This is a genomic window from Cuspidothrix issatschenkoi CHARLIE-1, from assembly GCF_002934005.1.
Taxonomy (GTDB): Bacteria; Cyanobacteriota; Cyanobacteriia; order Cyanobacteriales; family Nostocaceae; genus Cuspidothrix; species Cuspidothrix issatschenkoi.
In genome coordinates this window covers 42989-64908 of sequence record NZ_PGEM01000037.1, presented here as the reverse complement: position 1 = coordinate 64908, position 21920 = coordinate 42989, and the positions used below count along the sequence as shown (strand labels likewise).

The 21920-nt window shown below is 36.5% G+C and carries 17 protein-coding genes; 9 read left to right on the top strand and 8 right to left on the bottom strand.

The features are described from left to right. Positions 1-350 precede the first annotated feature (350 nt). Positions 351-1157 carry an inositol monophosphatase family protein gene (locus tag CUN59_RS06600; protein WP_104387091.1) on the bottom strand — a complete coding sequence of 269 codons (807 nt, stop codon included), beginning with the start codon at positions 1155-1157 and terminating at the stop codon, positions 351-353. A 51-nt stretch (positions 1158-1208) separates the two neighbouring features. Beyond that, on the bottom strand, positions 1209-2645 hold the full coding sequence (locus CUN59_RS06595) for a BCD family MFS transporter (RefSeq protein ID WP_104387090.1): 1437 nt from the start codon (positions 2643-2645) through the stop codon (positions 1209-1211). Between the two features lie 227 nt (positions 2646-2872). Here CUN59_RS06595 and CUN59_RS06590 point away from each other — a divergent pair, with 227 nt between their 5' ends. Continuing rightward, entirely contained in the window at positions 2873-3817 is a 945-nt protein-coding gene (locus CUN59_RS06590; protein ID WP_104387089.1) for an aldo/keto reductase, read from the top strand. Between the two features lie 269 nt (positions 3818-4086). Here CUN59_RS06590 and CUN59_RS06585 read toward each other — a convergent pair whose 3' ends face one another. The 4 genes from CUN59_RS06585 to CUN59_RS06570 all read right to left on the bottom strand — a co-directional run bounded on the left by CUN59_RS06585 (position 4087) and on the right by CUN59_RS06570 (position 8509). Beyond that, positions 4087-4539, bottom strand: coding sequence for an SRPBCC family protein (locus CUN59_RS06585; protein ID WP_104387088.1), 453 nt, complete (start codon positions 4537-4539; stop codon positions 4087-4089). 81 nt (positions 4540-4620) lie between these two features. Then, a complete protein-coding gene (gene zds / locus CUN59_RS06580) occupies positions 4621-6060 on the bottom strand; it encodes a 9,9'-di-cis-zeta-carotene desaturase (protein ID WP_104387087.1) in 1440 nt (479 codons plus the stop codon). Between the two features lie 124 nt (positions 6061-6184). Further along, positions 6185-6355: a ribbon-helix-helix domain-containing protein gene (locus CUN59_RS06575; protein ID WP_104387086.1), complete on the bottom strand. Its 171-nt coding sequence runs from the start codon at positions 6353-6355 to the stop codon at positions 6185-6187. 540 nt (positions 6356-6895) lie between these two features. Then, positions 6896-8509 carry a DUF6930 domain-containing protein gene (locus CUN59_RS06570; protein ID WP_104387085.1) on the bottom strand — a complete coding sequence of 538 codons (1614 nt, stop codon included), beginning with the start codon at positions 8507-8509 and terminating at the stop codon, positions 6896-6898. 288 nt (positions 8510-8797) lie between these two features. Here CUN59_RS06570 and CUN59_RS06565 point away from each other — a divergent pair, with 288 nt between their 5' ends. The 3 genes from CUN59_RS06565 to CUN59_RS06555 all read left to right on the top strand — a co-directional run bounded on the left by CUN59_RS06565 (position 8798) and on the right by CUN59_RS06555 (position 9993). Continuing rightward, positions 8798-9154, top strand: coding sequence for an iron-sulfur cluster assembly accessory protein (locus CUN59_RS06565; protein WP_104387084.1), 357 nt, complete (start codon positions 8798-8800; stop codon positions 9152-9154). Between the two features lie 77 nt (positions 9155-9231). Beyond that, entirely contained in the window at positions 9232-9654 is a 423-nt protein-coding gene (locus tag CUN59_RS06560) for a tetratricopeptide repeat protein (RefSeq protein WP_104387083.1), read from the top strand. Between the two features lie 87 nt (positions 9655-9741). After that, positions 9742-9993: a DUF8620 family protein gene (locus CUN59_RS06555; RefSeq protein ID WP_104387082.1), complete on the top strand. Its 252-nt coding sequence runs from the start codon at positions 9742-9744 to the stop codon at positions 9991-9993. Positions 9994-10235: 242 nt separating this feature from the next. On the opposite strand, the gene CUN59_RS06550 is transcribed toward CUN59_RS06555, so the two are convergent. Both CUN59_RS06550 and CUN59_RS06545 read right to left on the bottom strand, forming a co-directional pair. Next, positions 10236-12470, bottom strand: a complete 2235-nt coding sequence (locus CUN59_RS06550) for a tetratricopeptide repeat protein (RefSeq protein WP_243406887.1) — start codon at positions 12468-12470, stop codon at positions 10236-10238. A gap of 460 nt (positions 12471-12930) precedes the next feature. Further along, complete coding sequence (locus CUN59_RS06545; RefSeq protein ID WP_104387081.1) at positions 12931-15039, bottom strand: S8 family serine peptidase; 2109 nt, start codon at positions 15037-15039, stop codon at positions 12931-12933. 250 nt (positions 15040-15289) lie between these two features. On the opposite strand from CUN59_RS06545, the gene CUN59_RS06540 reads away from it, so the two are divergent. The 5 genes from CUN59_RS06540 (at position 15290) to CUN59_RS06520 (ending at position 21861) form a co-directional block, all read left to right on the top strand. Then, a complete protein-coding gene (locus tag CUN59_RS06540; protein WP_104387080.1) occupies positions 15290-15871 on the top strand; it encodes a hypothetical protein in 582 nt (193 codons plus the stop codon). Positions 15872-15949: 78 nt separating this feature from the next. Further along, complete coding sequence (locus CUN59_RS06535; protein ID WP_104387079.1) at positions 15950-16201, top strand: BolA family protein; 252 nt, start codon at positions 15950-15952, stop codon at positions 16199-16201. 86 nt (positions 16202-16287) lie between these two features. Then, positions 16288-16611 (top strand): Grx4 family monothiol glutaredoxin, encoded by a 324-nt coding sequence (grxD, locus tag CUN59_RS06530; protein ID WP_104387078.1) that lies wholly within the window; start codon positions 16288-16290, stop codon positions 16609-16611. 185 nt (positions 16612-16796) lie between these two features. Continuing rightward, the gene (locus CUN59_RS06525; RefSeq protein WP_104387077.1) at positions 16797-21101 is read left to right on the top strand and encodes an AAA domain-containing protein; all 4305 of its coding nucleotides are present in this window, start codon (positions 16797-16799) and stop codon (positions 21099-21101) included. Beyond that, positions 21079-21861, top strand: a complete 783-nt coding sequence (locus CUN59_RS06520; RefSeq protein ID WP_104387076.1) for a hypothetical protein — start codon at positions 21079-21081, stop codon at positions 21859-21861. The genes CUN59_RS06525 and CUN59_RS06520 overlap by 23 nt, the downstream gene beginning before the upstream one ends. The last annotated feature ends 59 nt before the right edge of the window (positions 21862-21920 follow it).

Sequence of the window (21920 nt, the reverse complement as noted above, 5' to 3'; positions counted from 1 at the left end):
TACTCACGACTCTTTTTAAAATAGGCTGGGGGTAAAAATCGCCTCATTCCCCAAGATTATAAAAATTACTATGAACCATTTTTAGGAGGGGGAGCAATTTTTTCTATTTGCAACCACAACGGGCAATTTTGCTATCTAACTCTGATTGTGACTTTATTCGTGATCTATACAGCGACTTGAATATTCACACTATATCAGCCGCCAGAGCTATTAATTCTCATGCCTAAAAACGGGGAAAAATTACAGAATTACTAATTACTTGTTTATAAACATATCCCCGACTTCTGACATCAATTTATAATTATGGATACAATAAATCAAAGAAGTCGGGAAGCTTAACCCCTAATAATTTACAGTTTTAACCTTTCGATAAACGGTGTAAATATAGGAATTATATCGGAATTACTGACAACCATTGTGGGAAAAGAGCGATCGCTATAATCAATTCCCGGTGATAATGGAAACGACTCAGAATTAAGGGATACCCACGTACCACCAGCAGCTTGCACAATTACCCAAGCGCCTGCAATATCCCATACCTTGGGTGTCGCTTCAACTCCTCCCAAAACAGCACCCATTGCGACTGTGAGAAAGTTATAACTAGCAACTCCTAACATCCGCAGTTTACAGGGAAAACCCGGTTGAATAATCTTGGTACTGCGAGAACAAAGATTAAAAAAGTGGTTTTTGCTCGGAGCATCTTTACTTGTATGAATGGGATGATTATTTAAAAATGCTCCCGTTGGCGTTGTTAAGCCCGATGAACCTGCCCAAAACCCATAAAAGGCTTGATTTAATGGTGGCGCATAAACATAACCAAAAATGGGCGTTCCTCGATAAAGTAACCCCAAAGAAATAGACCAAATAGGAATTCCTCTAGTAAAGTTGGTTGTACCATCTAAAGGATCAATTACCCAACACCATTCTGTATCAGGAAAAGTTTGCTCACTTTCTTCACTCAAAATGCCGTAACCTGAGAAAGTAGAAACAATGGCATCTCGAATTTCTTGATCTGCCCATTTATCTGATTTTGTAACTAAGCTACCATCAGCTTTTTGTGAAGCTTGAACTTTGCCAAAATCTTGCATTAATTGTGTTCCCACTCTGGTCGTAGTGGTTTCGGCAAATTCTAAAATTGTATTCCAAAAATCGTTCATTTTTATTTGTCAGTTGTCAGTTGTTTTTTAATTACCAATCACTAATCACCATTAATCTAAATCACTTTCTAAAACAGAAGCAAAAGCCTTTTTAGTATTAGTTTTAAATTCCGTCACATTCACACGATTTAAAAAGACGATTGATACTAACATTCCCACAGCTTCTAGGGTAAATACTAACCCATAAGCTAAGACTAGATTATCTGGTAATAACTGTCGTCCGATATCTAAAACAGTACCACCAACTACAGTTGCAATTCCTCTAGATATAGACTGAGCAAGTCCCCAAGCACCGATGAATGTACCTGCAGCTTCAGCTATGGTTAAATCTAACATTAAACTCACTGCCGCAGTAGTGACAAAACCAGTAGCTAAACCAAATATAACTAAACTTCCTTTGAGTATAGATGGATTAGCAGAAAATCCTGAAAAACCGATCAATAAAGCCGCAACTGCCACCAAAATACAACCTAATTTGATAGTTTTACGTTTACCCAACCGAGGAACGATAAAAAACCCTGTAACTCCATAGGAAATTAAGATACCAGTTCCATAAAAAACGTTGAGTTTGGTACTGTCTGCCAAAGGCATTTTAAAGACTTCACCAGCATAGGGTTCGACAATGGGATCTTGCATAAACAAGCTGATAGTCATCACTAATAAAAATGTGAAAAATAAGCCTGTTTGCGGACTAGCTGTTAAGATTTGCCAAGCACCACTTAAACTAATATTATCTTCTCGATTTGATGAAGTGGAACGGTTGAAAAAGTGCGAATATTTTTTTTCTACTCCCACAGTAGCGATAATTGATAAAGCAAATACGATACTGGGAACTATGAGAAATAAACGATTAATTGCTGACTGTAAATCTGCTAAAGGGGCATTACCATCCAATTGTTTTAATAAACTAGAACTAATAATTGCCCCGACGATAATTCCTACCATCAACATTGACCAAACAATACCCACAATTTGGGAACGGTTGTCCTCTTCGGAAATATCCACTAATAAAGCCGCAAATGTTGTACCACTAGCACAAATCGCTAAACCGTAAATAGCAAAAACTAAACTTAAAACAGCTAACCAGCCAATAGTTGCTGTACTCCAAACCTCGGTAGTATCGCTAATACCAGAATTATTTAATTGCCAGATTACTTGTACAATTAAAAAAGCGGCGATCGCAAATATTCCCGCACCCATCCAAACATAGGCAGTTCGATGATAACCAAATAACGGTCTGGCATCAGAAACTTGTCCAAATAAAATTCTGGTCGGGGCGATAAAATAAGGTATTGCTAATACTAAACTGCCTAGAGTCGCAGGAATAGCTATTTCCTTAATCATAACTCGGTTAAGTACCCCCAAAGTCAAAATAGACATCATACTCAACCCCATTTGAAATAATCCTAAGCGAAACATGGTCAAAATATTGACTTTTGGTATAGTTATAGCTGGATTTTGGGTATCAAATGTATCTTCTATTGCCATAGCTACTTTTTTAGATGGTTTACAGAATTTTCATCTCTAATTAATAATATTATGTCTAAATCAAAGATTAAAACGATTAGAAGATTACACAGAGTGGAGAATCACATAACGGAAAAAATTATTTATCAACACTAATGTTTGCAAACTATTTCCGTGAAATCTCTCAATCCATCTCATCAGTGATTTAGACTAAGAAAGTAAAGAAATGTAAATATAATTCTACCAAAATGCAAACCATCACGTTAGGAAAAAATGGTCTAGCTGTTTCCCCTCTCTGTATCGGTACTTGGGCTTGGGGTGATAAACTATTTTGGAATTATGGCGACGGGTACGGTGAAGAACAGTTACAAGCTGCTTTTAGTGCAGCCTTAGATGCTGGTGTCACTTTCTTTGATACTGCGGAAGTTTACGGTTTAGGACTTTCGGAACAGTTTTTAGGCCAGTTCATGAAACAAACCACCCAAAAACTACAAATTGCCACAAAGTTTGGCCCCTTACCTTGGCGTTGGGATAGTAAATCTGTATCTGAAGCTTTAAGTGCTAGTTTGCAACGTCTACAAGTAGATAGAATCGAATTATATCAAGTTCATTGGCCTTTTACTTTCTTTTTAAGTCAAGAAACTTTGATGAATACCCTCGCTGATGAAGTGAAACGGGGCAGAATAGGTGCAGTAGGTGTGAGTAATTATTCAGCCGCCCAAATGCGAGAAGCACACCAAATATTAGCCGCCAGGGGTGTACCTTTGGCTGTAAATCAGATGCGTTATTCTCTATTAACACGCCAAATTGAAGGTAACGGTATTTACCAAACAGCCCGTGATTTAGGTGTAACTATTTTAGCCTATAGTCCCCTAGCGCAAGGCTTACTCACAGGTAAGTATACACCCTCCCAACATCCCACGGGAGCAAGAAGCATAGATCCGCGATTTAGTCAGGATGGTTTAAATAAAATTGCCTCTGTTTTATCTATCTTGCGAGAAATTGGCGAAAAATATAATCGCACTCCTGCCCAAGTAGCCTTAAACTGGTTAATAGCGCAAGGAAATGTCATCCCCATTGCTGGAGTCAAAAACGCTGCACAAGTTAAAGAAAATGTTGGTGCTTTAGGTTGGCAAATGACTCAAGATGAAATTGCCGAATTAGAAAAAATTACTCGTCCTTGGTTACATTGAGGTCGTAGGGGCAAAGCATTCTCAACATAGATTGTGATACAAATCAATAATTAAATTAATAGTCGTAGGGGCGAAGCATTCTCAACACATATTGTGATACAAATGAATAATTAATAGTGAGAATGCTTCGCCCGTACAGGAGTTCAGGAGTATGGCTAACGCCACGCTATGCCTTCGGCACACTACGTGAACGCTATCAGGAGTTCAGTAGAAAGAAGAAATAAAAAAGAAATTTCTCCCCTCTCTCCTGCTCTCCTGCCTTTTCCCTTCTAAGGCAAAGTCATATCTTGTACATTTAAAGCATAGACTTTAAACCGTTCTAAATCTTCCTGGATTGTAGATTCTACCGCTTTTCCTAAAAACAAATTATCCATGAGTTTACCAATCAGACCGGGAATCGCATAGGAAACAGTCATTTTTACTACACTATGATTATAGCGATCATAAAAACGAATTGCTCCTTGATTTGGTAAACCATCTACAGATTCCCATTGAATAATTTGCTGGGGAATCATTTTAGTAATACGAGATTTCCAGGTAAATTCTAATCCCCCTGTACTCAGTTTCCACAGAGAAATCTCCGGGGTATCTTGAGGAATTGTTACAGAATCAATCCATTTCATCCATTTAGGCATTTGCTCTAAATCAGACCATAATTCCCAGACTAATTCTATGGGAACTTCAACTTCTACCTGTACGCTATGCTCTAACCAGTCACTCATAGGATTTTAGATTTTAGATTTTAGATTTTAGATTTTAGTTTGTTAACAGTTAACAGTTAACTGTTAACTGTTAACCGTCACCTACTGCTTCACAGTTTCTAGAATTACTTTAGCGGCACGTTTTCCAGAAATTGTTGCTCCTTCCATGCTGTCAATATAATCTTGTTGAGTGTAACTGCCAGCTAGGAAAAAGTTAGGTATAGGTGTTTTTTGATCTGGACGGTAGGCATCCATACCTGGTGCTTCACGGTACAAAGATTGAGCCAGTTTGACTACGCTATACCAAGTCATGTTTAAGTCTCTAGAAGAAGGAAACAGTTCATGTACTTGTTTTAAGACGTGATGAGCGATCGCTTCATTGTTTTGTTTAATAAAAGGATCTCCCGGTGTCAATACCAATTGCAACAATGAACCCTCACCAGGACGATAATAATCTGCGGGACTGGTTAAAGCCAAATCAGCAAAACAAGAAAAATCCGCATCGGCGGTATATAACAAATTATCTATGCCAACGGCGTGGTTTAATTGTTTGCGTTTTTCTTCATCTTGCAATTCTGTCACCCAACCATCAAAACGTAGTTGCACTGTAGCGACTGGAACGGCATCTAATTTGTAAATGTTATCAAATTCTGGCCATTTGCGCCAAGCTTGGGGTAAAACTCGGTGAATTCCGGGAATATCACAAGCACAGACATAGGCATCAGCAGTAATTACTTCCTCTGTGTCACCTTGGGCAACTACTATCCCTGTAACATGAGTTTCTGATCCAGATTCAGCAAACTGAATTTCTCGCACTTGGCGACGGGTGTATATTTTTGTGCCTTTTGCTTCTAAATATTTAACAATAGGTTTGTGTAAATATTCGTGGGGTGAACCTTCCAGCATTCGCAGAATTGAAGCTTCAGTTCTGACTGCAAAAAACTGAAAAATTGTCAACATACAACGGGCAGAAATATGATCACAATCTATGAATCCTAAAGCGTAGGCGATGGGATTCCACAGACGTTTAATGCTACCTTTACTGCCACCGTGATTATAAAACCATTGGGAAAAACTGATTTTGTCTAATTTGCGAATAGTGTTCATTGCGCCGTCAAAGTCTACCAAACCCTGAACTATAGGGCTAGTACCCAGAGCGATCGCATTTTGGAATTTATCTTGTAAAGACAGTTGGGAGGTAGTGAAAAATGCCTTTAAACCATTAAAAGGCGCACCTGTGAAAAAGCGAAAATCTAACGCCCCAGTTTCTCCACCTTTATTAATAAAAGTATGGGTATGTTGCTTGAGGCGTAAATTTTCCCCAGCCCCCACTTTCTCCATTAATGCAAACAGATTGTAATAGCAGCCGAAAAAGACGTGCAGCCCCATTTCAATATGGTTGCCATCACCATCTACCCAACTGCCTACTTTACCCCCTACAAACGGGCGAGACTCGAAAATTTCTACCTCACAACCCGCATCTACTAAATCTATAGCAGTTGCTAACCCAGCTAGTCCCGCACCTACAATTGCAACGCGCATTCCCTCGTTCCTTGTTCAGTTTCTTTACAAATTGTAACTGAATTGGTGATTGGTCAGTTGTCAATTGTCAGTTGTTAGTTGTCATTGACAAAATTCTTTCGCCCCCCTGCCCCTCTGCTCCCTATCACCCCCCTGCTTCTTCTTCCCCTTGAGGTAGGCTTCTAATCAATTCTCGAATTACATCTGTTGCTGGTCTGCCTGTTTGCTGGCAATATTTTTCTAGCTTTTCTGCTTCTTGTGTAGCTAGATTAACTGTTATGCGTTTAACCGCCCATTTTTTATTTGTCATTATCATGCACTTAGCTATATATTTACTTGATTTAGAGATTTCTGGGACACAAAACACCGAATTAGACCATGAGAGTTAGTCTGAATTAACAATGTAACAAAAACACTAATATTATTAAAATTTTTCAGTTTGTCAACTGCTAGGCAAAATCAACTTGGTGATCGCCTGGTTGAAATGCTGTATACTCCTTGTGAATTTAGGCTGATTACCATTGATTTGAGCCATCAATGTTGAGATTCTAGACCAAGGAACCAAAATTAATCACTCAGGGCAATTCATAAATTACCCCTACGCTATTTTGCTGATGTTTTAGGTAAGTCCTGTATATTTATAGATTTTAGGACTTACGCATTGACAGGATCAACCAAATATGGGGTATGGTTTTCGGGTATTTTAAGGTTATTTTTTGATGATTTTTAAGCGATAGCGAAGCGCTGCTGCAAGCAGTTCGCTATTGAACAGAAGTTAATCGCCAAAAGCCCGAAACGACGGATTTTCGTTTATTCACATCATGGTTAATTTGTACAGTGCGTAAGTCCTAGATTTTTAGTCAACTGTTGCCAAGTTTAATGTTTGCGAAGGAAGGACATGACCTTCTAATAAAGCCATCATATCTTTTGCTTGGGGATTACCACGACTTGCCCCGGTCAATCCTTTGGCAATGATTAAACCGCAATAACCATTGGTATGACGACAACGCTGCTCCCATTTTTTCTTAGCTTCTATATGTACTGGATCATCATGTACAAACTGCCCAAACAAAAATAATTCATGATTCTGTGTTTGCAATAAACCTAAGTCAAATCTATCATCATCCCATTCATCAACAACGGTATGAAAGCAAATCCCATTTAATCCCCCATCGTCTTGAATCCGTTCAATAATCATCTTAGCTTTGGGACGAGAGGTCTGAATCACGACCACGGGTAAACCATCCCCCTGTCGTGGAAATTTACCTGCTGATTGGTAATTCAATCCTTGAGGCAGTTTATCCAATGTATCCCAAGGTAGGACTCCCAGACACATAAAAGCATCTTCTGGAATTAAATCATTTCTGATAGAGTCTAGTAGAGACTCTTCATATTCGTCATCCTCATCATCTTCATCATCCAAGCCAGCCATTTCTTCTAATTCTGCCGTTAACTCTGGCATGGTAGAAACAGTAACAGTTAAGGATTTACGATTTTTGTCAGGTTCTGGTAAGGAAATTCGATAACGTTGGGTGAGAGTGGGAAAATCTTCTTCGTATAATTGACGATAGTGGTCACGCACAAACCGTAATAAACCTTCTACAGCCACAAAAGTGACCAGGGCTTCTTCCTCGTATAAAACAGAACGTAAACCTTCTAGTGGGTGAATATTCCCGAAAGTAGGCTGAATTTCTGATAGGGGCATATCTGCCAAATTTTCTCCATCATCGTCGCTATCATCTAATGAATCAAAAGTGAGAAATAAACAGTCCTGTTTGAGGAATGCTTCTTCTAAATCATCATTGAGTTCATCTCCATCAGCCATAACAGCGGAGCGAAAGCGTTTGAGGGAATCTTCCGAACGATAAAACAAAATCCCATATTCAATGCCTAACATCCCCATGACTGAAGTATAAAGTTTTTCTACATCCCAGTGATTAATTTCGATGGAAATAATTTGCTGTTCTTCTAAAAAGTTCCAAGGGGCAGCTTGCCAAACTTCTAAAGCTTGACTGTGCAATCGCTGGGCGTATTTCGGTGGTAAATCGGGAATTTGATTGTCAATGACTTCGGCAAAGGAGCGAAACAGTTCATCAATGATGGGTAGTTGAGGTACGTAGTCAATGGCAATATCTAAATCTTGTAACACCCCGCGCAGGTAAAATTGAATTTCCCGATCGCGTACTACTATTCTTTGGGGTCTAGCCGGTTTGGCAGGACTTTGAGGATGTTCTATTGCCCGCATCAGGGTACGGACAATAGCTTCCGGACCCAAGCTAGGATCTACCATATCCATGCCTCTAACAATGCCTTCTGAGGCATCTACCCAGATAATACATTCTCCTTTACCCTCTGGATCTGCAAATGGCATCTGTGATGATGACAATGGACGGCGATCGCCCTCCCATACAGAAGGAATCTGGCTTAATTTCTTCAACCGACGACTGGTAGAGCGATTAAAACTGGTCATAGAATAAGTGAGTCAAAACAAAGCAATTGAGAATTAGATGGTGGAGGCAACAGGCACTGAACCCCTCAATTCTAGAATAAAAATCTGAGGTTGCTGACAAACAGGCAAAAGGTGAGAGGGAAGAGATAATGGAAAATTAACCCCCTGTTTTATCTTCCCATCAACTTATTCTTTTTTACCGTCCTAATGTCGCTAAAATGAATACAAAAAGATCCTTAGCAGCCCAAAGGTAACAGAACGGCTGATGGGGTGGGTGATTGATAAAATAAATTCAGGAGTTAAGAATCTATGACACAAACAACTCAAACTCAACAACGCGGCATTCTCTTATCCGAAGCTGCATTACGCCAAGTTAAATCTTTACAAGCCAAGCAAGGGCAAGATTTATGCTTGCGGGTGGGAGTCAGACAAGGTGGTTGTTCGGGGATGTCTTACATGATGGATTTTGAGGATATCAGCAAGATCACCTTGGATGATGAGGTTTTTGATTATGATGGCTTTAAAATTATTAGCGATCGCAAAAGTCTACTCTATCTATACGGTTTAATGCTCGATTATAGTGATGCCATGATTGGCGGTGGTTTCCAATTTACTAACCCCAACGCCTCTCAAACCTGTGGTTGTGGTAAGTCTTTCGGCGTATAATATTCAAGAAAAATTTGTCAGTTATTGGTTGCTAATCACAACTGACAACTGACAACTGAACAACTGACTAAGGACAAATGACTAATACAATAGATTCCCTGTTTGATACAGGTTTAGAACGCTATAAAGCTGGAGAATCTGTAGAATCTCTGATTCCTGTATTTAAAGAGGTATGCGATCGCGCTCCTAAAGCCAGTTCAGCCTGGATTTGCCTAGCTTGGTTATATCTTCTTGATAGCAAAGGTCAGTTGGCTTTTAAAGCTGCTAATAAAGCTGTAAAACTAAATCCTCAAGATCCCCAAGGCAGAATTAATCTGGCTTTGGCTATGCTAGAAACCGGTCAAAAAGGTTTGCGGGAACACATTGACATTGCACAACAATTGATATTTGTCAATGAAGAATGGCAAGAAGAAATTAAAAATAGCATTCAAGATGGTTTAACCAGAAAACCCGATTGGAAAAATTTGGAAAAAGTTAAAAAATGGTTATTTAAGGAATAGGTGACAGGTAAGAGGTAGAAGGCAGTAGGGGCGAACGGCCGTTCGCCCGTACTACAACAGTTAACAGTCAACAGTTATCAAAAAAGAATGAAAGACAAATTATTAAATTGGCTCAACTTAATTTTAGTCGCTGATGTTTTCTTAGTTATTTTAGGTTTTGCATGGTTTGTTATTGCTGTGGTTGGTGATGCTTCAGGAATTAATCTTGGTTTAGACTTATGGCATCAACTTTGGATACCATTATTCAACCCAGCAATTGGTATTCTTATGGCTGGTGCATTACTTAGCGGAATTATTAGTTGGATATCTAAGAAATTGACTCAATCTAAGTCTATTTAATAGGGAATAGAGAAGAGGCTTGCTGAAAAAGTTATTCCGAGACAACAAAAACTTATCTTTTTTGTTGTTTATAATCATTTAAAAGATTACTTGACCTAATTAAATAAGTGAAAAAAGACACTATTTGGAAAAATTAATATAGAAATTTTCTATTGTTTTCCCAAATGTGATGTGCAATTAATTTTGCCCAGGTACTTAAAATTATTGTAGTGCGGGCATCTTGCCCGCTAAATTTATCACCATTAACCAGAAATTAATGTTTGGAAAGCTGGTTCTTTTTTAAGATCATCAAAATCAATATCAGTTGCCACATCTTCTCGATAACTGGGGTTAAATTCAATGGCTTTTTGCAGATTTTCTAAAGCTAATTCAACTTTTCTTTGTAGTGCATAGCAAGCAGCTTTGTGATAATAGGCATTAGCATAATCTGGTTTAATTTCTAATGCTTTGTCAAAATCGTTAATTGCTTTATCATCTTCTCCTAACATAACCAATGTATAACCACGTTGATCCCAAATTTTTGGAGAATTGGGTTGAAATTCTAAAGCTTTATCAAAAGATACAATTGCATCTTCATAACGTTCTAATTCTACCAAAGATAAACCACGATTGACCCAAGCAACTCCATCATCAGGTTTAATTTTAGTCGCTTTATCAAAACAGTTAAAAGCTTCTAAATGTTTGCCTAAATTTCCACAAGCTACACCAATATCACACCAAGCTTGATGATATTCGGGGTTAATTTTAATAGCTTGATTATAGGAGGATATGGCATCTTTAAAACGTTTGAGACGATTAAATATTAAACCACGTTTGAGCCAATATTCTGAATTTTCAGGTTGAATTTTCACAATTTGTTCATAAATGGCTAAAGCATCTTCATAGCGTTTTTCTGAAAATAGTATTTCTGCTTGTTTGATATCATCATCCAAAGAAACTTGGGGTTGTAAACCTTCTAGTTCTATTTCTGATTTTTGTGCAGGTTTAATTGCTGCTAACTCTTGGAGAATTATCTCTTTACGTTGTTGAGCATCAGTTTCTAATTTTTGCAAATTTTCTAAAGTGATAATTTGCTGTTTTTGGATATCAGTTTGTAACCTAGAAAAATGAGAATTAAATTCTCTGACGGATGTTTCTAAATTCTCACTTATTTGCTGTTGTTTTTGTTGACTAATGTTTTCTAATTCTGCTATTTGTGTGACAAATTCAGATTCTAGCTTTTGTAAATTCTGTAGAATAGTAATTCGCCGATTTTGGATATCTGTTTGTGAATCGGCAAACCGAGTGTTAAGTTGAGAATTCAGTTCTTGAGCAGATGTTTGTAAATTCTCAATTATTTGCTGTTGTTGTTGTTGGGTAATATTTTCTAGTTCTGTGATCTGATTTTTAAACTCACTGTGAATTTTACCTAAATTTTCCAGTAATTGATATTTTTCTACCTGAGCATCAGTTTTTAATTCACTAACTTCTGATTTGAATAAGTCATGGATTTTTTGGATATTATTCATCACCATATCCTGTTGATTTTTCACATCCAATTGTAATTGGGATAATTGATCAGTAAATTCTGATTGCAATTTAGCCGAAATATCAAGAACATAATCTTTTTGTTGTTGAAATTCTAATTCTAGATGATCATATTTATCTACAAAATCACCCCGACATTTTACCATATCAGCAACAGCCATATCTTTGTGATTTTCTAACTCTACCTGAAGTTGGGTAAATTGAGAAATTAGTTCAGATTCTAACTTTCTACTATTATCAATAGCTATTTTTTGTTGTTGGTTGGATAGATTTAATTGTTCTATTTGAGTATTTAATCTAAATTCTAAATTACTGATATTTTCTTGAGCAGATTTAACCTCTATTTCCAAAGCTGTTAAAAACTCTTGTTTTGATTTGGGTAAATCTGATAAAAGCAGAGATAAATTTTCTTCTTCGCCTTGAATTTTTTCCCGCAGTCTATTAACTTCTTGTACTAATTTTTGGCTAGTTTTTTGAGATTCTTGAATCAGTTGTTTAGCTTCAGTTTGAACTGTGGTTAATTGAGTTTGCAGATTTTCTATACCTTCAATTTGTTGGGTTGCTTTTTCCACAATTTCCCTAATTATAGCTCGACGGAAAAACCATAATATGGCAATTAAAGCTACAGGAAATAAACTTAAAATAGTTAACCAGATATTGAGTAAAGTGTTTGTTCTGGTAAAAGCTATTTCAAAATCTGATTGTACTTGCTTTTTAATTTTACTTTGCTCTCGGAGTTTTGCTAATTCTTCCCGTTCTGGGTTTGACAGTCCCTGAGCGTGAGCAGATACTATGGGATATCCACTGATAAAAACCGATGCTATGAGCAAAGGTGAGAGAAAAAGGGCGCGTTTTAAAGTTAGATTGGAGAACATAGAGTTTTTGCTGTTCATGACTACCTTCCCTATTTGTTGGTTAGTATTGGTAGCGGTGTACATGATATCTATCATAGATGATTAGTGTCTGGTTGCTGGATTTTTTCAGTTACAGATAGACAAAAAGCTTAATTCTGACCACTAATAACTCCGTAATATTATTTAGAAACTATACAATATATTTTAAAATAGAAACGGAGATGCTAAAGAGTTACTGTAATAGCAAGATAGCCCAAAATGGCAAAATAGTGAACAATACTGAGATTTTTTAAGACGTTTTGAGTGCATAAACTGAACAAAATTCAGTAGTAAAATGTGTAAATTTCGGAGTTTATAAAACTGGTGCAAAATCAAGGCAACTAAAAGTAAATGTACTTAAAACTATATGTGATACATTCAATCTCACCGATAACTGCTATAAGTACCGGATAATAAAATTAAGAAATTAGCTATTGATAAATCAATACAATTCAGTTAATAAAATCATCAGGAATCCCTCCAAAAAACCCTTAACTGAACTGTATTTTGTTATCAATTATTTCCCGTAGCCAATTACCAATTCCCAGCTATTCAGTTTACCCATATCTAGGACAGCAAAGTCAATAACTTGTAATTGCCATTTGCCTTTCGCGGGTAGGTAAAGTAATTGTTTGAGGACGGGATGTGATCGCATTGTATAAGTATTTTGTAATTGATTCCGGCGGCCTAATGTGCGACTTTGTAATAAAATTCGCTGATTATTAGGAGCAATTAAATAAACTTCTAAATCTCCTAAAAAGTCATGGCTAATATTCACCGTAACTTGAATATCGCCAACATTGATAGCTTCATCAATAGTGATTGCACTTTTAATTCCCACTTTATTATTATCAGGAATACTCACAACTTGAGAAGTTTTTACCTGTATTTGTTTATTCGTAATTTTGGTTACTGTACCCATTTGTTGTGCTACTCTCACAGCCTTAGCAGCATTAACTTTGCCATAGCCAAACCATTGACTATGACCATTACTATTATAAGTACCGCCACGCACACCCAACTGCGGATCAGGGTTATTATCCACAATTTTATCAGCCGTATCTTGCAAAATTCGTTTCACCTGTTGGGCTGTTAAATCAGGATTAGCTGATAATACTAAAGCTGCCACTCCTGCGACTATGGGAGTAGCGCTAGAAGTTCCACCAAAGTTATTAGTAAAGTTGCCAGCATCATAACCTGCTCCACCTATTTGGTCTGTTGTCAACATTCCCACTCCCACTAGGGCAGAAACTATTGCTGGTTGTGTATAAACATAACCTGTTTCTTGAAACCACATTCCGGGAGGAGCATTATTACTAGGAGCGCAAACAGAAATATTATCTCCCCAATTACTATAAGCTGCTTTTTTATTTAAGCTAGTTGATGCAGAGACAGTAATTACATCAGGATGAACTGCAAAACCGCTTAACCAATTTGTTCTACCTTGGACAATATTTTTAGGCCAATTCTGTTCATTAACACTACCATTAAGGGGACGATTAGCATTTCCTGCCGCAAAAATAATTACACATCCTTTGCCTTTTCTGCCATTGGTAGCAGCCCGACTAATAGCAGCTTTTTGACGAATAGAAAGGGGAAAATAAACAGCAGAAGCTCCCCAACTGCAAGAAATGACGCTTGCACCCTTTTCCACTGCCCAATTAAAAGCATCTTCAATTGATTTATCATCTAAAAAACCTGTCGTGCGAATGGGCATCATGGCACAACCAGGAGCAACTCCCACAATTCCTGAACCATTTTCTTCAGCTACAGCTAGTCCGGCGCAAGCAGTCCCATGACTGGTTTCTTTTTCTCCTGGTAGGGGTAAAAAATCATTTTCTTTTAAATCTCTAGGGGCAATAACTTTACCATTACCTTGAAAATCTGGATGCCTTAAATCAAAAGAATCATCTACTACAGCCACAACAATAGAACGCACACCGCGAGTAATATCCCAAGCTTGTTCTACAGAAATATGAGAACCAGCTACTAATTGATTACCACTATTATGATTGAGATACCATTGCTGAGAATAGAGAGAATCTTGAGGACGATAATGGGGTTCTTGTTGAATGATAATATTCGGTTCAGCCGCTAAAACTTCAGGTAATATTTGTAATTGATTAGTAATTTTAACTGGGTTTTGTGTGGCTTGTTTACTAACAAGAAAAACAAAAGTATTGGGTACACCTTCAACTGCTTGATCTTGAACTAAATCAAATGTATTAGCGATCACATTTATTTTAGTATTATCTACCCACGTAGCAAATTGAATTGTAATTTGGTCACTGAGATAAACGAAAGTTCCCGGATTATTTTCCAGTGTATAAACATGACTTACAAATGCTATATTTTCATCAGCCCGTAGTTGAGACATCACTGTATTTAGCTGATCGGGCGATACTGTATATAATTCTAATTTTGCTTGCGGTATACTCCGCCGCCATACAGCCCCAGGTATTTGTGATAGTTTTTCGCGGCTAATATTGCCATTAGTACGAATTGTGAAGCGATACAACGTTTTTTCTAGCATTAACTCTTCACCACCACGTTGTAAAGTTAATGCTTGGCTGTTATTGGATACATTTGTTCCGGGAACATTCCCAGAATTAATATTATCACTCATAATTTAAGTATGATTTTAATAACCTAAGTTATATAGTTTAAGCTGATAACTGGTAATTGGTAATTAGGAAAAGAAATAGGACTTACTCTTCTTGCCTGTTGCCTTTTCCCTCAGACGGGAACTTGATTCACACAATGTTTAGTCCAAATGATGGAAGCTTGTCAAGTGCCTTGACTTTATCTCTGGTACTAAAGGGAGTTAAGATACACAAAGTTTCCTTGCTGTTTATATTGTTGCACTAATTAACCTCATGAATGCTGCTCCCTTAATTCCCTTCATATCCTTATCAGTATCATTTATAGCAGTTATGGGACTGCTATCACCAGCCCAGGCTCAGTTACAAAAATCCTCTAGTCTCATTAGTCAAGCCAAACCGACCAATGGGGAGAAGATTGATACTCTTAGCCCCACAGTGCCCAGTAGTAGTATCTTGAGTATTGATGGGGGCGATCGCTTGATGAAAGATGCGTCCGACGCAGTTGCTAGTCAAAATTACCCCCTAGCAGCCAAAAAACTCCAAGAAGCACGGCAAGTTTATAATCAATTATCAGGCTTTTATCAAGAACTAAATTCCAGTTTTGCGGGTATTGATATTCGGGCTGCGGACTCCCATCGTCAAAGAGCTTTAGCAACTGCTCAAAAACGTGATGAAGCTACCTATCAACTAGCTTTAGTCCATCGGGCGCAAAACCAGCCAGAATTAGCCGTGCCTTTACTCATACAAATTATCAAAAGTCAAAACCCCACCAGAGAATTAGGCACAAAAGCTTATCAACAATTATTAGAATTAGGCTTTGTAGATGTACCCTTTAATCGTCAAGGTAAGAAATAATTAGCAAATGGTCACGGACAACAGGCAAATGCTACATATCTGTTAATAATAGAGAAGTAAGTTTTTTCAGGAATTGCGATGATGAGTCCGCAACAAGTGGAGGGAATGATCAAGGCACAACTGCCAGATGCCCAAGTGCAGGTACAAGACTTGACAGGTGGTGGTGATCACTATCAAGTAACAGTAGTTTCATCGCAGTTTGCAAATAAGGGACTGGTGCAACAACATCAGCTAGTTTATGGTGCATTGCAACAAGCTATGTCCAGCGAAGCCATTCATGCTTTAGCTTTAAAAACCTACACTCCCGAAGCTTGGCAAGCAACAAACTAATTTTAGATTTAGGATTTTGGATTAAAAAGACGAAATCTAACATTGTATTGACTATTGACTTTTAGCAACAAAGGAAATAACTAACCATGACTCCAGAACTCAAAGAAAGAATTGATAAGTTAGTAGAAGACAACAAAATTATGGTTTTCATGAAGGGAACCAAATTAATGCCTCAATGCGGTTTCTCTAATAACGTTGTCCAAATTCTCAATACCTTGGGAGTTCCCTTTGAAACCATGGATGTACTTGCAGATCAGGAAATTCGTCAAGGAATCAAAGAATATTCCAACTGGCCAACAATTCCCCAAGTATACATTAATGGTCAATTTGTTGGCGGTTCTGATATTTTAATTGAAATGTACAACAAAGGTGAATTACAACAAGTGGTAGAAGTAGCACTAGCTTCTTAATATCAACCCTTTTAATGTGAGTCTGTGGTTGGAAATTGTTTTATCGAATGATATAGGCACAGAGGAAACAGAGAAAAGAGATTAAATATCAGATGTAGATGTAGGTTGGGTTAAGGAACACAACCCAACATCTGATATCTATTCAAATTTTAAATTATTTATTACTGCTATTATCTACCAACACCATGAATAGTAAAACAAAAATAGAAGATTGCGGTTATACATTCATAGGTTCAGCAGTTGATAATTTGGTGCGCCATTTTGAAGGTCAATCATCCCTACAATTATATCCTGACTTTCGAGAACGGCGAGAACGTGCTAATGAATTATTATTTGATTTAGTTGGTAAAAACCCAGGATTGTTTTATATTCGTCGTCAAGGAAATGGTAAAGAACCAGGAGAGGAAATTTGGGAGTTAACCATAGCCACAGATCAAGATAAATTTGAATTACCAAAAAGACTCAAAAAACTCGGCAAAACTTTAGGAATGAAAGTTGCTATTCGTCAAGATGGATATGGCAGTTTTAAAATTTTATCAGCTTATTTAATTCCAGAATCACGGGGAAACATTGACGGCTATGCTTTGCCCTATTGGTTGCGGTTAATTCCTAATCATCAATGCCGTCTAGATATTCCCCCCACATTATTGGCAAAAATTAAAAATATGCCAATTTGCGGAAATCATGTTCCCACGGAAGATCAACTTCAAGCCTGGAAAGCCTTTTTAAAAGTTGAAGAACGCATTGCTAAATCGCGGCAATTTTGTGTATTTTTTCTCATTCAAAATTACGGTTCAAATCCTCGACAAATTACTGTGGAAATAAAGATTAACTCAGCTACCTTAGATGGTTCTGAAGATAATTTTTTAGGTGTAGAAAACTTTTGGGAACGGGTCAAAAAAGCCAAAAATCAGGAAGTTAACTTTCTAGAGTCCATACCCACAGACAGAAACCGCCGCCACAGTCGTCAACTAGGAACTATTGAAAAAATTGATCAAAAACATAATCTAATTCATATTCGTTTAGAACGAGATTTAATTGAATATATAGCAAAAGGTAACTATCAACTTCCCAAAAATGGCTACTTATTTTTTGATGCTGCTGGAGACATCAAACAAATTGAACGGAAAGAAAAAGCCTTAGAACAATTAAGACAAGGACGTACACAAAATCCCTATTTAGGTAACTTTTTATTTGACGCTTCCCAAGCCAGAACAATTACAAAAAGAATTAAACTAAAATCAAAAGATTTATTATTATCTTCTGCAAATCCTGGTCAAAAAGCCGCCGTGGAAAAGGTACTTTCCGCGGATGATTTAGTTCTCATTCAAGGACCACCAGGGACAGGTAAAACAACAGTAATTGCGGAAATTTGCTATCAAGTAGCATTACGCGGAGGGCGGACATTAATTACCTCTCAAGCCAATTTAGCCGTTGATAATGCCCTGAGTCGCTTAGTTCATAATCCTGTTATTCGCGCTGTCAGAAAAGGAAAAGCCGAAAAAGTAGGAGAGGAAGGACAGCCATTTTTAGAAGACCAAGTAATTGGTACATGGCTACAAAATACCGCTACCGACTGTGAAAATAATCTTAGTCAACGTCAGGAAAATATAAAAAATATCAATAAATTATTACTATTATTACCACGATTTACAGATTATTTTCTAGCTGAAGAAGAATTAAATCAACAACAAACTGAACTCAAAAATGAAAAAGAAAATTTAGAAACCATTTATCAAAATCAAGAAAGTGAATATCATCAACTTTTCGTAAATAACGATGAAATTGCATCCTTAATTACTGGTTTAGAAAATATCTTAAACAATGCAGCGAATTTAGATTGGGAATCTCCCGACATTAAGGAGTTTTTACCCCGTCTTCAACCCTATACAGAAAACAATCAACAAGTAGAAGATTTTCGAGAAAGCGTTCGTCAAGCTATTAAATATACTGAAGAAATTGGTTTTGTCCGTCCGGGATTCGGTGCATTTGGTTTAGCTGTTTGGTTACAGGAAACCATTAAAAATCATCTTTCTGAATTTAATCGGGGATTAAAAGCTGCTAATAATTTGGCTGTAGCTATTTCCGAAGTAGCAGAATTAGTCAAGATTTTCCAACAAAATTCTCTATCTTTACAGAAATTAGAAACAGATTATCAAAAATTTAGTAACCAAAACAATCTTCAACCAACAATTCAAATTTGGGAAAATCGCAAACGGGAAATAGATTATATTGTTGAAGCGGTTGTAGAATGGAAATCTACAGCTTATAATAATTTATATCAAGTATTAAAAGAATGTCAACAATCTGATTTACCATTAGCAGAAAATATGGTAGATTTACCATTAGGCCTATTGATGTTTGCGAAAACATTAAAATTAACTATCGTTCCTAAAAATTATAAAATCAGTTTACCAGATTGGCCATTATTAACAAAAGCCATAACTTATGAAATAGAAGGTAATTTTTCTGATAGAAAAGGCAAAAAACATGATTTTAGTTATTTTCTACAGCAAAATTTTAGTCAAATTCCTATAGTATTATCAAAAAGTGATCAGATGCAATGGCAAAAAACCTATCAAGAGTTTCAAAATTATCCCCTCCTTAACCCAAAACAGCGAAAATTGCTAGTTGAAAATACTCAAGTTTTTTTAATTAGATTGGAAAAAACATATCATCAATGTTACGAATGGAATAACATTGAAGCTACTCTTAAGCGCATTACCCAAGAATTACTAGATATCATCTTACTTCATGCGCGTCAATGTGTTTTAAAAGTTAAAACTGAAGCAGAACAACAATTGCAAATTTTACACCAGCAATTTCAAGAACTTCCAAAAAATGGTATTTCTTTAGAACAAATATCTGAAGCTAAAATTCAGGTAAGGACAAGTAAAGAAGTTGCAAATTTAAAATTGGCAGAAGTTATTAATAACTTACAAACATTTTATAAACAGACAAATATACCCAATCCATTACGGATTTTATCAGAAAAATATCTCACGACACAAACAAATATTTGGGAACAACCCCAGGAATTTTACCAGCAAGTTAAGTTTTGGGAAAATCGCATTCATGAATTAGAAACTCTCATTTCATCCTTAGCACCTTTTACTATTTTAGAAACCATTAAAGACTCTTTAACTCAGAAGTTGACCGACCTGCAAACAAAAACTGATATTTGTCAACAACAACTTCAAGAATTACAAATCAAAATAGCTGATATAGAACAACAATTAAAATTACAGTTACCAGATAGTTTAATTATAGAACGGAATTGGTGGCAGTCAATTTGGCAAACCATACCCGATAAATTGAAACCAGAATTACCTAATGATGACTTATTCGATTTAGGATGTTTAGGTAAAATCAAAAATAAATTTGATGCTTGGGAAAAACAACTACAAACTGAAGAAAATTATTTGTACAAATATCAAAATTTTGTGAGAGATTGGATTACAAAATTACGTCAACCTTCAGAACAAGATAGCAAAGATTTAAGAGGAATTTATTTAGATAATGCTAACGTTGTCGGTATTACTTGTGTTCAAGCTGCAAATTATAATTTCTCCGAAGAATTTCAATCTTTTGATGTTGTGATTATAGATGAAGTTAGTAAATGCACTCCTCCAGAGTTACTAATTCCCGCGTTGAAAGGGAAAAAATTAGTCATGGTAGGAGATCATAAACAATTACCACCGATGCTTGATACTAGTACCGTGGAAGAAGTCGCGCAAACAATGGGTAATACTAGAGAAGAATTGCAATTTTTAGAAGAATCATTATTTAAAAGTCAGTTTGAAACTGCTGATAAAAGCATTAGAAAAATGCTCAATACTCAATATCGAATGCACCCCATGATCATGGGAGCAATTAATCAATTTTATCATGGTAAATTGGAATGTGGGATTTTAGAACCTGATACTAAACGCGCTCATAATTTAGCAGGGGAAATAATTCAACCTTATCATCATTTAATTTGGGTAAACATCCCTAGAGAAAAGGAGTTTCAAGAAGAACGAAATGGGACTTCATTTTTTAACACTAAAGAAATTGATGTGATTGAAAGTATTTGTCAGCAGTTTGAAAATGTTTGGGTTGATAAAGTTGCGAATGGAGAAGCAAGAAAAGAAATAGCTGTAATTACGTTTTATGGCGCTCAATTAAGAAAAATTGATGAGCGTTTACAATCTGAACTTTTCCCTTCTTTGCAAATTAGAACGGGTACAGTTGATAGATTTCAAGGGATGGAAAGACCTGTTGTAATTGTCAGTATGGTGCGGAATAATCATCAGGGAGATGTGGGATTTGCAAATAAACCAGAACGGGTAAATGTGGCTTTTTCTCGCGCTCAAGAATTACTAGTAATTGTTGGTTGTCACGATTTATTCACATCTAAACCTGGACGAGTGGGTACTATGTATTCTGAAATTGCAAACACTGTTAATCATCATGGGGGGTTCATTGATGTTTCCTGTTTCTCTAGTTAAACAAATTGATGCAAATTTAAAATATCTAGTTGATAAAATTGAATCTGAAAATTCTGATTTATCAGTTGTAGCAGCACGACAATTTCGTTATACTGTCACTCAAAATATATTAGAATTAACTATTAAAGAACCCCGTAAATTTAATGTTTTAGAAGAGTTTATTATTCGTGCTGGTATGGAATTTAATCCTCCTCCTACAGCTAATGAATTAGCATCTATTTTAGGTTTGGATTCTGTATTTGTTAAAAGTACTATTACTAATCTACAATCTTTGCAAACTTTAGCAGATACATCTCAAATTACTGTCACCGCAGAGGGTAGTTTATTCTATGCACAGGGTTCTGTACCAAAACCTCCATACTCTGTCCCTATTTATGCAATTACTGATAATTTGGCAGGAAAAATGACATTGCAATATGAATCAGTAGAAGATATTGTTATTAACCAACCAGATTTAATCAAATTCGTCAATCTTGAAGCAAAAATTCCCCCAATTTCTAGTTTAAAACTTGCAGATATACAGGAAATTATTCAAGCTTCTAATTTACCTCTTCATGTCCCCACAGAAGGTAAATTTGTCACTGGTTTTAAAATCCGAGGAACTACACAAACTATTGCCAGACCTATCTCTCTATTGGTGATTTTTGATAAAAATCAAGATAAATTCAACATCCAAGTTAGAAGCGGGAAAGAAGTTTTAGAAACTCCTACAAAGAAGCTTCAAGAATTATACAACACAGAAAAGATATCTCTCGAATAGAGAAAAAATCCCATATTTTACCAGTGCAAAAATTGAGAATTATGTACAGTTTCATATAA